Annotated in this window: 13 protein-coding genes and 1 pseudogene; 5 read left to right on the top strand and 9 right to left on the bottom strand. The window is 56.5% G+C overall.

What is annotated here, in order from left to right:
• Nucleotides 1-28: 28 nt before the first annotated feature.
• The 3 genes from nrdD (at nt 29) to DBY66_RS13360 (ending at nt 3,270) form a co-directional block, all read left to right on the top strand.
• Entirely contained in the window at nt 29-2,167 is a 2,139-nt protein-coding gene (gene nrdD / locus DBY66_RS13370) for an anaerobic ribonucleoside-triphosphate reductase (protein ID WP_108570020.1), read from the top strand.
• A complete protein-coding gene (gene nrdG / locus DBY66_RS13365) occupies nt 2,164-2,682 on the top strand; it encodes an anaerobic ribonucleoside-triphosphate reductase-activating protein (protein WP_052246465.1) in 519 nt (172 codons plus the stop codon). The genes nrdD and nrdG overlap by 4 nt, the downstream gene beginning before the upstream one ends.
• A 66-nt stretch (nt 2,683-2,748) precedes the next feature.
• On the top strand, nt 2,749-3,270 hold the full coding sequence (locus tag DBY66_RS13360; RefSeq protein WP_039382303.1) for a type 1 glutamine amidotransferase domain-containing protein: 522 nt from the start codon (nt 2,749-2,751) through the stop codon (nt 3,268-3,270).
• Between the two features lie 179 nt (nt 3,271-3,449).
• Here DBY66_RS13360 and DBY66_RS13355 read toward each other — a convergent pair whose 3' ends face one another.
• On the bottom strand, nt 3,450-3,872 hold the full coding sequence (locus DBY66_RS13355) for a YhbP family protein (RefSeq protein ID WP_108570021.1): 423 nt from the start codon (nt 3,870-3,872) through the stop codon (nt 3,450-3,452).
• A 74-nt stretch (nt 3,873-3,946) separates the two neighbouring features.
• On the opposite strand from DBY66_RS13355, the gene DBY66_RS13350 reads away from it, so the two are divergent.
• Nucleotides 3,947-4,234: a GIY-YIG nuclease family protein gene (locus DBY66_RS13350; RefSeq protein WP_039382299.1), complete on the top strand. Its 288-nt coding sequence runs from the start codon at nt 3,947-3,949 to the stop codon at nt 4,232-4,234.
• Here the strand turns inward: DBY66_RS13350 and DBY66_RS13345 are convergent.
• Nucleotides 4,218-4,724: an N-acetyltransferase gene (locus DBY66_RS13345; RefSeq protein ID WP_108570022.1), complete on the bottom strand. Its 507-nt coding sequence runs from the start codon at nt 4,722-4,724 to the stop codon at nt 4,218-4,220. The two genes, DBY66_RS13350 and DBY66_RS13345, sit on opposite strands and share 17 nt — an antisense overlap.
• Nucleotides 4,725-4,780: 56 nt before the next feature.
• Nucleotides 4,781-5,006, bottom strand: a pseudogene (locus DBY66_RS18025) (SCP2 domain-containing protein); the annotation flags it as partial.
• A gap of 338 nt (nt 5,007-5,344) precedes the next feature.
• On the opposite strand from DBY66_RS18025, the gene DBY66_RS13335 reads away from it, so the two are divergent.
• Nucleotides 5,345-6,355: a luciferase-like monooxygenase gene (locus DBY66_RS13335; protein ID WP_039382294.1), complete on the top strand. Its 1,011-nt coding sequence runs from the start codon at nt 5,345-5,347 to the stop codon at nt 6,353-6,355.
• 70 nt (nt 6,356-6,425) lie between these two features.
• On the opposite strand, the gene DBY66_RS13330 is transcribed toward DBY66_RS13335, so the two are convergent.
• From DBY66_RS13330 to rbfA, 6 genes are all read right to left on the bottom strand, one after another.
• Nucleotides 6,426-8,324, bottom strand: a complete 1,899-nt coding sequence (locus DBY66_RS13330) for a DEAD/DEAH family ATP-dependent RNA helicase (RefSeq protein ID WP_094110676.1) — start codon at nt 8,322-8,324, stop codon at nt 6,426-6,428.
• Between the two features lie 178 nt (nt 8,325-8,502).
• Nucleotides 8,503-9,387, bottom strand: coding sequence for a lipoprotein NlpI (nlpI, locus tag DBY66_RS13320; protein ID WP_039382290.1), 885 nt, complete (start codon nt 9,385-9,387; stop codon nt 8,503-8,505).
• 185 nt (nt 9,388-9,572) lie between these two features.
• Nucleotides 9,573-11,702, bottom strand: coding sequence for a polyribonucleotide nucleotidyltransferase (gene pnp, locus DBY66_RS13315; protein WP_108570023.1), 2,130 nt, complete (start codon nt 11,700-11,702; stop codon nt 9,573-9,575).
• Nucleotides 11,703-12,009: 307 nt separating this feature from the next.
• The gene (gene rpsO / locus DBY66_RS13310) at nt 12,010-12,279 is read right to left on the bottom strand and encodes a 30S ribosomal protein S15 (protein WP_010615981.1); all 270 of its coding nucleotides are present in this window, start codon (nt 12,277-12,279) and stop codon (nt 12,010-12,012) included.
• A gap of 134 nt (nt 12,280-12,413) precedes the next feature.
• The gene (gene truB, locus DBY66_RS13305; protein ID WP_039382285.1) at nt 12,414-13,358 is read right to left on the bottom strand and encodes a tRNA pseudouridine(55) synthase TruB; all 945 of its coding nucleotides are present in this window, start codon (nt 13,356-13,358) and stop codon (nt 12,414-12,416) included.
• Nucleotides 13,358-13,765, bottom strand: a complete 408-nt coding sequence (gene rbfA / locus DBY66_RS13300) for a 30S ribosome-binding factor RbfA (RefSeq protein ID WP_039382283.1) — start codon at nt 13,763-13,765, stop codon at nt 13,358-13,360. Before rbfA ends, truB begins: the two co-directional genes overlap by 1 nt.
• Nucleotides 13,766-13,797 lie beyond the last annotated feature (32 nt).

Raw genomic sequence — 13,797 nt, 5'->3', positions numbered from 1 at the left:
ATATCTATATATAGCTCAGGAGTGGTGAATGGTGACGACGGTTATAAAACGCGACGGCTGCAGAGTCCCCTTTGATATACAGCGTATTGAACAGGCCATTGCGGCGGCGGCAGAGGCAGTGGCGCAGTGCGATCCTGCCTGGTGCCGGGCGCTGGCTGAGCAGATTGGTCAGCAGCTGGCCGCGCGCGCGGAAGTCGATATCCATGAGATCCAGCTGGCGGCTGAAGAGGCGCTGATGCATGCCGGTAAACCGGCGGTGGCGCGCGCGTGGATTGAGTATCGCCACGCCCGGGACCGGGCGCGCGAGCAGCGCAGCCGGCTGCATCACGCCATCAGGGGGCTGGTGGAGCAGACCGACACCGCGCTGCTGCATGAGAATGCGAACAAAGACAGTAATGTCATCCCGACCCAGCGCGACCTGCTGGCGGGCATCGTGGCAAAACATTATGCGCAGCGGCATCTGCTGCCGCGCGCGGTGGCCGAGGCGCACGATCGCGGCGAGATCCACTATCACGATCTCGATTACGCCCCCTTTTTCCCGATGTTCAACTGCATGCTGGTCGACCTGCGCGGCATGCTGACCCGGGGCTTCAAAATGGGCAATGCGGAGATCGAGCCGCCGAAATCGATCGCCACCGCCACCGCCGTTACCGCGCAGATCATCGCGCAGGTCGCCAGCCATATTTATGGCGGCACGACGCTTAACCGCATTGATGAAGTGCTGGCGCCGTTTGTGGAATTAAGCATGGCGAAGCATCGGCAGGTCGCGGCGGCGTGGCAGATCGCCCGCGCGGAGGAGTATGCCCGGGAACGCACTGAAAAAGAGTGCCTTGACGCGTTTCAGTCGCTGGAATATGAAGTCAATACGCTGCACACCGCCAACGGCCAGACCCCGTTTGTGACCTTTGGCTTCGGGCTTGGCACCTGCGAAGCAGCACGCATGATCCAGCGGGCGATTCTGCACAACCGTATCGCCGGGCTGGGTAAAAACCATAAAACGGCGGTATTTCCCAAGCTGGTTTTTGCCATCCGCGAGGGGATTAACCGTCGACCGGGCGACATTAATTACGATATCAAACAGCTGGCGCTGCGCTGCGCCGCTAAACGCATGTATCCCGACATCCTCAATTATGACCAGGTTGTGGCGGTGACCGGCTCATTTAAAACGCCGATGGGCTGCCGCAGCTTTCTCGACCGCTATGACGTGCAGGGAGAGCCGGTTCATGACGGGCGCTGCAACCTCGGCGTGGTAACGATCAATCTGCCGCGCATTGCGCTGGAGGCACAGGGCAATGATGACCGCTTCTGGCAACTGCTCGATAAGCGGCTGGCGCTGACAAAGCAGGCCCTGATGACGCGTATCGCGCGTCTTGAACGCACCAAAGCGCGCGTGGCGCCGATTCTTTACATGGAGGGAGCGTGCGGCATACGGCTGCAGGCTGATGAAGAGATTGGCGTTCTGTTCCGCAACGGACGCGCGTCGGTTTCGCTTGGCTTTATTGGTCTGCATGAGACGCTGAATGCGCTGAGCGGTAATGCGCAGCACCCTTACGATTCGCCCGCGCTGCAGGCAAAAGGCGTGGCGATTGTTTCCCGCCTGCGCGCGGCGGCCAGCGCGTGGAAAGCGGAGAGCGGCTACGGCTTTAGCCTCTACAGCACGCCGAGTGAAAACCTGTGCGATCGCTTCTGTCGCCTCGATGCAGCGGAATTTGGTGTGGTTCCGGGCGTGACCGATAAAGGCTACTACACCAACAGCTTCCACCTTGATGTAGAGAAGAAGGTGAATCCGTACGACAAAATCGATTTTGAAGCGCCCTATCCGGCCATCAGCAGCGGCGGCTTTATCTGTTACGGCGAATATCCCAGCCTGCAGCACAACCTGAAAGCGCTGGAAGATGTCTGGGACTACAGCTATCACCGCGTGCCCTACTACGGCACCAATACACCGATCGATGAGTGCTACGCCTGCGGCTTCAGCGGCGAGTTCAGCTGCACCAGCAAAGGCTTTACCTGTCCCGCCTGTGGCAATCGCGACCCTGCCCGGGTCTCCGTGACGCGCCGCGTCTGCGGCTATCTTGGCAGCCCGGACGCCCGCCCCTTCAATGCCGGTAAACAGCAGGAGGTGCAGCGACGCGTGAAGCACATGAGTGGCGGCCTGCCGAAATGATGCGTATTCATGGCTATTATGACATTGACGTGGTGAACGGGCCGGGCACGCGCTGCACGCTGTTTGTCGCGGGCTGCGAGCATCGGTGCCGGGGCTGCTATAACCCGCGCACCTGGCGCACCGACACGGGCACACCCTTTACGCTGCAGATGGAAGAACAGCTGATTGCCGATCTCAACGATACCCGCGTGCCGCGTCAGGGCTTATCGCTCAGCGGGGGCGATCCGCTGCATCCGCACAACGTACCGCATATTCGCCGGCTGGTGCGGCGCGTGCGGCGCGACTGCCCCGGTAAAGATATCTGGCTCTGGACCGGCTATGAGCTGGCTGAGCTTTCTGCCGCTCAGCGGGTGATACTCGACGCTATCGATGTGCTGATTGATGGCCGCTTTGTTGAGGCTGAAAAGGATGCACGGCTGCAGTGGCGCGGCAGTCGTAATCAAAAGATCTGGTGGTTGCGCCAGCCGCCGCCTGCGGAAGACATTGCGCCGCCGGGCTTGCGTTTCAGTGATTAGCGTCCAGACTTGTCAGGTCACTCATGCAACGAACCCTGGGTTCGTTAACCACATGGAGAAGAGAAGATGGGCAAGAAAATAGCGGTTCTGATCACCGATGATTTTGAGGATTCTGAATTTACCTCACCAGCGGATGCTTACACCCAGGCGGGCCATGAAGTGGTCACCATTGAGATGCAGGCAGGAAAAACGGTGAAAGGTAAACAGGGCAAAGCGGAAGTGAAGATTGATAAAGATATCGATCACGTCAGTGCAGCAGAATTTGATGCACTGCTGCTGCCGGGCGGCCACTCCCCCGACGCGCTGCGCGGTGACGATCGCTTTGTCAATTTCACCAAAGAGTTTGTTGCCAGCGGCAAACCGATTTTCGCTATTTGTCACGGTCCACAGCTGCTGATCAGCGCCAACGGCGTGCGCGGCCGCAAGATGACCTGTGTGAAAGCGATTGCGATCGATTTGCGTAACGCGGGTGCCGATTTTTACGACAAAGAAGTGGTCGTGGATGATGACAAGCTGGTCACCAGCCGCACCCCGGAAGATCTGCCGGCATTTAACCGCGAATCGCTGCGCATACTGAGCGCATCATAATATCCCGGCCGCCCGTAGTATCCAGGGCGGCATGAATGCCGCCCCTACAATTATACGACCTGTAGGGGGCGCATTCATGCGCCCCTGGTTTTTGCGATATACCCGCCCCAGGGCGGCATGAATGCCGCCCCTGTGATTGCACGACCTGTAGGGGGCGCATTTATGCGCCCCTGGTTTATTTATGATGCGATACGCTGCCAGCTGATTTTCTTACCAAAACCCAGCGTGTTATCCGTCATCTTCAGCTCATCTATCGTGAGCTGCCAGAGAGGCGCGGTGACTTTTTTTGCGACCGGAAAACGGCGCTGATAGGCGCTTAACGCCTGCGCATCCTCGCTTAGCCGGATATGTCCGCGATACTGGACGCCTTTAAGCAGCTGAACTCTTTTCGGCTGGCCATTAATGGTGCCTGCGACCTGCGGGTTATGCAGCATCATGGCACCGTGACGCGTGGCGGTGTCGCTCATCAGCCAGAATGCCATCTGTGCTTCATCAAACAGATAGTAGCAATTAGCGCACCACAGCTCTTCCGATGCGCTGGCGCAGAGCGAAAGCACATGCTGTTTCTTCAGGTAGCGCAGTAAATGAGACAGATCGGACAAAGGTCGCTCCCTGCACATAGCCGTGAACGCGGCGGCACGTTACACTGCTGGTGCTTTGTTTTGAGGTCTGAGAAATGGAACAGAACTGGCAGCTTTATATGCTGCAAACCGCTGCCGGGATGATCTATACCGGAATTACCACCGATGTGGCGCGCCGGCTGCTGCAGCATCAGCAGGGACGCGGCGCCCGCTCGCTGCGCGGTAAAGGGCCGCTTACGCTGATGTTTCACTGCCCTGCCGGTGACCGCGCTGCGGCTTCACGCCTGGAGTATCAGGTCAAACAACTCGCCCGTACCCACAAACTGCTGCTGATAGCGCAACAGCCGGCGTGTCTGACCACCTGGTTTACTCAGCGTGGTTAAAAGGCGCAGCAAATACCACTAACCCTTCTGCGCCGCTGAACGCATCGTCTGCCAGCTTGTAAATCTGGAATGTCGCCTCGCTGTCGGGCCAGCGGCAGTGCAGCCCATGATGGGCCGCCAGCTCAAAGCCCAGCGGCTGGTAAAATGCGGGATCGCCCAGCACCACGACCGCGCTGTAGCTGAATTCATTCAGGGAATCGAGCCCCTCATAAACCAGCTGCTTTGCCAGGCCCTGCCCGCGTACCGAACTGTCAACGGCCAGTGGAGCCAGCGCCACCCAGTTACGATCTTCACCCTGCAGCGTTACCGGACTGAAAGCAGCATAGCCCAGCACCTGACCCTCATCATCGGTTGCCACCACGCCCAGCGTGAGCAATCCATCTTCGCGCAGCTGCTGTACCCGTTCAGCTTCAGCTGGGGTCGCAAAACTGCGTTTTAACAGGCTGTCGATGCCGGCAGCATCAACGCCAATCTCAGTACGAATTAACATGGCATCCCCGTGCGTGACGCATAAGCCTGCGCCTTTTGTTTCCCTTCTGCCTTAGCCCGAGCAGCTACCAGCAGCAAGTCGTTGGCTTCGCCGCGAAACCCGGCATCTGCTTCGGCGTCGCGTGAAACGGTCAGACGCCTCCTGCAGCGTGGCGATGCGGCAAAACTGACTCGCAGCAATCCGATCGCCCAGGCCGCGCCCTTGCAGAAAGTCTAACTCACCTTCAGCGAAAACATGACGAAATTGCGCGTTTAAGAGTTGTTGCAAAAGAGTTTTTTCCATCTCCGTACCCGCTTTGCCCGCAATATACGCCTATTCAGCAGGCTTTTTCCCCTAACCGGCGGCGTACGGTTACGAACGGTGTGGCTCTGCGTATTTATAACAGGTTATCAATTATGCCATCTCTGTCGCGCAGTCCTCCCTGCTGAGATCAACAAGCCTGCTATTACGCGTCAGGAAAATAGCGCAGCGGCAGGGGTATACCTTCCGGAAAAATGGTTAATAAAGGCACAATCCGGCTACATCCCTGCCCTTAATAGCAGTTTTAATATGGGTAATGTTGCGTAATACTTATGGCAGCAGGCTGTTCAACGCCTGCGCCATCATTTGCTGGAGTACTCATGTCTGAGAAAAAACCTGTTCGCCTGTCCGTGCTGGATCTGGCTCCTATTCCGCAAGGCGCGTCTGCGCGCGACGCCTTTCACCATTCACTGGCGCTGGCGCGTCAGGCGGAAGCGCTGGGTTTCCACCGCTACTGGCTCGCTGAGCATCACAACATGACCGGTATTGCCAGCGCGGCGACCTCGGTGCTGATCGGGTATCTCGCGGCAAATACCGAAACCCTGCGGCTTGGATCCGGCGGGATTATGCTGCCTAACCATGCGCCGCTGGTGATTGCCGAGCAGTTCGGTACCCTGGAGTCGCTCTACCCTGGTCGCATCGATCTCGGGCTGGGCCGTGCACCGGGTTCCGATCAGCGCACGATGATGGCGCTGCGCCGTCATCTCTCCAGCGCCCAGGCCGACAGCTTCCCGGAAGATGTCGCTGAGCTGCTGCGCTGGTTTGATGCTGAAGAAGGCGAGCATCATCCGGTACAGCCAGTGCCGGGCCTCGGCCTGAAAATTCCGGTGTGGCTGCTCGGCTCAAGCCTTTACAGCGCTCAGCTGGCGGCGAAGCTCGGGCTGCCGTTTGCCTTTGCCTCGCACTTCGCCCCGGATCTGCTGCTGCAGGCGCTGCATCTGTACCGTGAGAAGTTCCAGCCTTCGGCGCGCCTGGCTAAGCCATACGCTATGGTCTGTGTGAATATTGTGGCGGCAGAGAGTGAGCGCGACGCGCGCTTCCTGTTTACCTCCATGCAGCAGCAGTTTATCAACCTGCGCCGCGGCAAGCCGGGCCCGCTGCCTGCGCCGGTGGAAAATATGGATAGCCTCTGGTCGCCGTCAGAGCAGTATGGCGTGCAGCAGGCGCTGAGCATGTCGATTGTGGGCGATAGCGAAAAGGTGCGTCACGGTCTGGCAGCGTTGCAGCGCGAAACGCAGGCGGATGAGATCATGGTCAACGGTCAGATCTTCGATCCCAAAGCGCGGCTGCGCTCATTTGCGCTGGCGATGGAAGCTGCCGGCACGCTGTAGCAGGTTGAGTAAAAGAGATAAAAAAAGGGACGCCGCATGGCGTCCCTTTTTATTGCTTAACGTTTAGCGATTATGCATCACGACGACGTGAGGTGCCTTCGTCGCGACGTGGGCCACGGCCCGCTTCGCGGCTAAAGCGTCCGCCTTCGCGGCCACCTTCACGACGCTCGGAGAAGCGACGCGGTGCGCCTTCACCACGTGGTGCATCACCACGCGGTGCGCTGCTGCGACGCTCACCACCGAAATCACGACCGCCGCTGCGGCGCTCAGTACGCTCGTGCGGCTGTGCATCACCCAGCAGCTGCATATTCATCGGCTTGTTCAGAATACGCGTGCGCGTGAAGTGCTGCAGAACTTCACCCGGCATGCCTTTTGGCAGTTCGATGGTGGAGTGCGTGCCAAACAGCTTGATGTTACCAATGTAGCGGCTGCTGATATCGCCTTCGTTAGCGATAGCGCCCACAATGTGGCGAACTTCAACGCCGTCATCGCGGCCCACTTCAATGCGGTAAAGCTGCATGTCGCCAACGTCACGACGCTCACGACGTGGACGATCGCCATCACGGCTCTCACCACGGCTGTCGCGGTCACGACGCGGACGGTCAGCGCGGTCATCACGATCGCGGAACTCACGACGCTGCGGACGCGGCGCGTCAGCCGGTACGATCAGTGGACGTTCACCCTGAGCCATTTTCAGCAGGGCAGCCGCCAGCGTTTCGATATCCAGCTCTTCTTCCGGCTGCATTTTGCTCAGCAGCGCGCGATACTGATCCAGATCGCTGCTTTCCAGCTGCTGCTGTACTTTTGCTGCAAATTTGGCCAGACGACGCTCACCCAGCAGCTCTGCGTTTGGCAGTTCTACTTCCGGAATAGTCAGCTTCATGGTGCGTTCAATGTTACGCAGCAGACGACGCTCGCGGTTCTCAACGAACAGCAGCGCACGGCCAGCGCGGCCCGCACGACCGGTACGGCCGATACGGTGAACATAAGACTCCGCATCCATCGGGATATCGTAGTTAACAACCAGGCTGATACGCTCAACGTCCAGACCGCGCGCCGCAACGTCGGTTGCAATCAGGATATCAAGACGGCCATCTTTCAGGCGCTCCAGCGTCTGCTCACGCAGTGCCTGGTTCATGTCGCCGTTCAGCGCGGCACTGTTGTAGCCGCTGCGCTCTAAGGCTTCCGCCACTTCCAGCGTTGCGTTTTTGGTACGCACGAAAATGATGGCTGCATCAAAGTCTTCTGCTTCCAGGAAACGCACCAGCGCTTCAGTTTTACGGCCGTAAGCGGTCCAGTAAGACTGTGAAATATCCGGACGCGTGGTCACGCTTGACTGGATACGCACTTCCTGTGGATCTTTCATGAAGCGTTTGGTAATACGACGAATCGCTTCTGGCATAGTTGCAGAGAACAGTGCGGTCTGATGACCTTCCGGGATCTGCGCCATGATGGTTTCAACGTCTTCGATGAAGCCCATACGCAGCATTTCATCAGCTTCGTCCAGAACCAGACCACGCAGGTTAGAGAGGTCCAGAGTACCACGCTTCAGGTGGTCCAGCAGGCGGCCCGGGGTACCCACAACGATCTGTGGTCCCTGACGCAGGGCGCGCAGCTGTACGTCATAACGCTGGCCGCCATACAGGGCCACGACGTTGACGTTACGCATATGTTTAGAGAATTCTGTCATCGCTTCAGCCACCTGCACCGCCAGTTCGCGGGTCGGTGCCAGCACCAGAATCTGTGGTGCGCGGACAGAAGGATCAACGTTGTTTAACAGCGGCAGTGAGAACGCCGCGGTTTTACCACTACCGGTCTGCGCCATACCCAGAACATCGCGGCCCGCCAGCAGGTGAGGAATACACTCAGCCTGGATTGGGGAAGGCTTAACGTAGCCCATACCGTTCAGAGATTCGAGGATGTCGGCGTTCAGGCCCAGATCAGCAAAAGTGGTTTGAATATCAGTCATGTAGTACACGTGCCTCTTAGATTGCGGCGGCCAGTCTACATAACTCGTCGTGAAAATTTTCAGTCATTTTCATCAAAAAGTGTGAACCGGCTCAAATTAGAAGTTTTGACGAACAGAAAAGCCCTCACCTCTGGAGATGATGACTTTACAGGTACAACAGGCAATAAAAGTTCGTCAGCTATTGCTGGTCAGATTCTGATAAATCGTCTTGTGTCTGGCCGAGTTGCGCCAGTTCCAACAATGCGTATCGGTGTTCAACAAAGTTGTTAACGTTGTTAGACACCGCCAGTTTGAACAGCGCTTTCGCGTCGTCCTTCTCCCCCAGACTTAGGTAGTACTTACCTAAATAGAAGTTGGTTTCACTGAGATGTTCAGCGAGCGAGGTGTTATCCGTTGCGTCCGCCTTGAGACGTTCCATCAATGTTTTTTCACTGATGTCGCCCAGGTAGAACTCGACAATATTCCATCCCCATTGGTCCTTAGCCGCTTTGTCATAACGCTGTTTCAGCGCTACTTTAGCCTGGTCTTTGTCTATCTCGCTTTCAGTGAGATAGAGCCAGAGGCTGCGGAACGGATCGTTAGGATCGTCTTGATAAAACGCCAGCAGATCATCTTGCGCTAACCTGTATCGACCACCGTAGTAGAGAGCGATACCGCGGTTTAAATGCGCATAATTGTAAGTTGGATCAAGCTCAAGTACAGAATCAAACGCTTCGTAGGCGGCATCAAAGTTGCCAGCCTGCGTTAAGTATATACCAAGATAGTTAAACACTTCTGGCATATCTGGTCTTATAGACAGCGCTTGCGAGAAATCGTTCCGCGCCAGTGCCCTCAGACCCAAACTATCATACAACACTCCGCGCTCATATAACAGCTGTGCGCGTTCATCGTCGGTCAGGGCCCGACTGGCAAGAATTTGTTCCATTCGCGCCAGAATGACCTCTTGCTGCAGTGTGGGCTGCAAAGGTACTGCCAGAACTTCGTTCTTACGCCAATTGGAGTTGCTGCATCCTGCCAGCGAAATAGCTGTCGCAACAATACACCAGCGCAAAAAAGGCTTCATTTCCCACTCCCGATACAAACATTGGGATAACCATCCTGTCATCCGCCTGCTATGCACAAGGGTTCCCGCCCTCGCGATGATACTCCGGCGGTGTCAACTTATCGGCACAGCGACCGTGAGTTGACGCTACCAGAGTATACAAACACCCCTTTCTGCCGGGCAGAAAGGGGCTAATCAGGACACGCTTATTCAGCGTCAGAAGCGTCCACAGCAGCAGCTTCTGCCGGCTTCTGCTCAGTTGCCTCTTTGATGCTCAGACGTACGCGGCCCTGACGGTCAACTTCCATCACCTTAACCGGTACTTCCTGACCCATCTGCAGGTAGTCGGTCACTTTCTCTACGCGCTTGTCGGCAATCTGAGAAATATGAACCAGACCTTCTTTACCGCCACCGATAGCCACGAACGCACCGAAATCAACGATACGGGTAACTTTGCCGGAGTAGATGCGGCCCACTTCAATCTCAGCGGTGATCTCTTCGATACGACGAATCGCTTCTTTCGCTTTCTGACCGTCGGTCGCAGCGATTTTTACGGTGCCGTCATCTTCGATTTCGATGGTAGTGCCGGTCTCTTCGGTCAGCGCACGGATTACCGAGCCGCCTTTACCAATCACATCTTTGATCTTGTCAGAGCTGATCTTGATGGTGTAAATACGCGGTGCGAATTCAGAGATCTCCTGACGCGGCGTGCTGATAGCCTGTTCCATGACGCTCAGGATATGCAGACGCGCACCCTTAGCCTGGTTCAGCGCAACCTGCATGATTTCGCGGGTGATGCCTTCGATTTTAATGTCCATCTGCAGCGCGGTTATACCTTCACGGCTACCCGCTACTTTGAAGTCCATATCGCCGAGATGATCTTCATCACCCAGGATGTCAGACAGCACGACAAACTTCTCATCTTCCTTCACCAGACCCATAGCAATACCGGCAACGGCTGCTTTGATCGGTACGCCTGCGTCCATCAGTGCCAGTGAAGCACCGCAAACGGAAGCCATAGAAGAAGAACCGTTTGATTCAGTGATTTCTGATACAACGCGTACGGTGTACGGGAACTCTTCCTGCTTAGGCATAACTGCCAGTACGCCACGCTTCGCCAGACGACCGTGACCAATTTCACGACGCTTCGGTGAGCCAACCATGCCGGTTTCGCCCACTGAGTATGGAGGGAAGTTGTAGTGGAACAGGAAGCTGTCGGTACGCTCGCCCATCAGCTCATCCAGGTTCTGCGCATCGCGTGCGGTACCCAGCGTAGCAGCAACCAACGCCTGCGTTTCACCACGGGTGAACAGCGCAGAGCCGTGCGTACGCGGCAGTACGCCGGTACGAACGTCCAGACCGCGGATCATATCTTTTTCGCGACCGTCGATACGCGGTTCGCCGCTCAGGATGCGGGTACGAACCACATTCTTTTCGAGGCTATGCACGATATCGCCGATTTCTGCATCATCCAGCGCAGCATCTTCAGCCAGCAGGGCAGCGATCGTCTCATCTTTGATCACGCCAACCTGTGCGTAACGCTCCTGCTTATCGGTGATGCGGTAAGCATCAGCGATGCGCGCTTCCGCCAGCACGGCAACACGTGCAATCAGTGCATCGTTAGTCGCTTCTGGCTTCCAGTCCCAGCGCGGTTTGCCCGCTTCGGCAACCAGCGCGTTGATGTTTTCGATAACAACCTGCTGCTGGTCGTGGCCAAATACCACGGCGCCGAGCATCTGCTCTTCAGTCAGGATATCGGCTTCCGATTCAACCATCAGTACCGCGTTCTGGGTACCGGCAACCACCAGGTCCAGACGTGACTGTTTGATCTCATCTGCGGTCGGGTTCAGGACATACTGGTCGTTGATGTAACCAACGCGAGCAGAACCGATTGGACCGTTGAACGGAATACCTGACAGTGACAGCGCAGCAGAGGCACCAATCATTGCCACGATGTCCGGGTTAACCTGAGGGTTAACAGAAACGACAGTAGCGATAACCTGCACTTCGTTAACGAAGCCTTCCGGGAACAGCGGACGCACCGGGCGGTCAATCAGACGCGCAATCAGGGTTTCGCCTTCGCTTGGACGGCCTTCGCGACGGAAGAAGCTGCCCGGGATACGACCAGCAGCATAGGTACGCTCCTGATAGTTAACGGTCAGCGGGAAAAAGTCCTGGCCTGGTTTCGCTTTCTTCTGGCCAACAACGGTTACAAATACCGCTGTGTCATCCATGCTTACCATAACAGCCGCGGTAGCCTGACGTGCCATCATGCCGGTTTCCAGCGTGACGGTATGCTGACCATATTGGAATTTGCGTACGATCGGATTCAGCAAAATTAACATCCTTAAATTCAGGGCAGAGCCATTGCGGCTCGCCAGTGATAACCGATCTTTGTCGCATCCTCGCGACTAATGACAACCCTCAACCGCCCCTGCGGCAAAGCCTCTCATTAGCCGCGCGAACCTCTGCAAACAAAGATCACACTCAGCAACAATACATGAGTTTGGTCTGGATTGCTGCGGATTGCTCGAAAAAAGGGGCCTTAAAGGCCCCCTTTTCGCGAAACTCGCACAAATCTGATCGTCAGATGCGTTTTTTTGCATAGTGCATGCGCTACATCCCTGATCAGATTCTTCAGACTTAGCGACGCAGACCCAGGCTCTCGATCAGGCTGGTGTAGCGAGCAACGTCTTTACGCTTCAGATAGTCCAGCAGCTTACGACGCTGGGATACCATGCGCAGCAGACCGCGACGGCTGTGGTGGTCTTTCTTGTGCTCAGAGAAGTGACCCTGCAGGTGGTTAATCTGAGCAGTCAGCAGAGCAACCTGAACTTCAGTTGAACCGCTGTCGTTAGCGCCACGACCATATTTAGCAACGATCTCTGCTTTAGCTTCTACGCTTAGAGACATAATAAACTCCAGTAAAAAAATGAATGTATGGGTGCCGATCTCTAATTCAGCAGCCCGCTTTTAAAGCCGCGCTATTCTACTCTGCGCCCGCAGGCAACGCAAATGCGCTGTTGCAGCAAAGATGAGCAGCACGGTCAGCCAGGAAACTCCACCACCAGCCGGCGTGGCGCTACCCGTCCATCGGCGGCGATTTCAGCCATGCCGATGAATTTTTGTGCCTCACCTTCCGTGACCCTTACCAGACCTGCTGCCGGCGTATCCGCAGCCTGGACCGGCATACCCTGCTTAAAGCTGGCGGCAACCGTAACGGGCAGATTGACCACCGGAAAATCTTCCGCCGGGCTGTCCATTGGCAGCAGCAGCGCATCGAGCGCGCTGTAGTCAGGCGTTTCAGCCGCGGTGGCTTCTGCTGCCACCGCCTGCAGCTGCTCCAGCGTCATCATTCGTGCAATCGGGTAGCGTGCGACCTGCAGACGACGCAGCATAATGACATGCGCGCCACAGCCCAGCTTCTCACCCAGATCGTCGATGATAGTACGAATATAGGTGCCTTTGGAGACGTGGATCTCCAGCTCCAGCTCATCACCTTCATGGCGAATAAACTGCAGCTCAAATACGGTGATGGGTCGGGCTTCACGCGGCACGGTAACGCCTTCGCGCGCATACTCATAGAGCTTGCGACCCTGATATTTCAGCGCCGAGAACATAGTCGGCACCTGCATCGTATCACCGCGAAAACTCTCCAGCGCCGCATCCAGCTCAGGCTGGCTGAAGGTCACCGGGCGGGTTTCCACAATGTTGCCATCTGCGTCTGAAGTATCGGTACGTTCGCCCAGCCGGGCGATAACGCGATAACGCTTATCAGAGTCGAGCAGATACTGCGAAAACTTGGTGGCCTCGCCCAGACAAACCGGCAGCATACCGGTGGCAAGGGGATCCAGCGCACCGGTATGACCCGCTTTGTTAGCATTAAACAGGCGCTTAACTTTTTGCAGCACATCATTGGACGACGCGCCCTGATGCTTATCCAGCAGGAAGACACCGTGTACGTCGCGGCCGCGACGACGAGGACGACTCATCAGTCCTCCTTGTCATCTTCCGCCGGGGTTTCACCGCGCCGTTCTGCATCGTTTCTGATCACGTTAGAGACCAGATTTGACATGCGCATCCCTTCAATCAGTGAGTTGTCATAGAAGAAGGTCAGCTCCGGCACAATGCGCAGACGCATCGCTTTGCCCAGCAGAATGCGGATGTAGCCTGACGCCTCTTTCAGCGCTTTCAGACCATTTTTTACCGCTTCCTCATCCTGATCGTTCAGGAAGGTCACAAATACTTTGGCATAGGCCAGATCGCGCGACACTTCAACGCCAGAGACCGTCACCATCATACCCAGACGCGGATCTTTGATTTCGCGCTGCAGAATAATCGCGATCTCTTTTTGCAGCTCCTGAGAAACCCGCTGCGGGCGACCAAATTCTTTCGCCATAATGATATCTCCCAAATAATTCGGGAGGCCAG

The organism is Pantoea sp. RIT413, from assembly GCF_003057675.2.
GTDB lineage: Bacteria > Pseudomonadota > Gammaproteobacteria > Enterobacterales > Enterobacteriaceae > Pantoea > Pantoea eucrina.
This window is presented reverse-complemented; position numbering and strand designations above follow the sequence as displayed.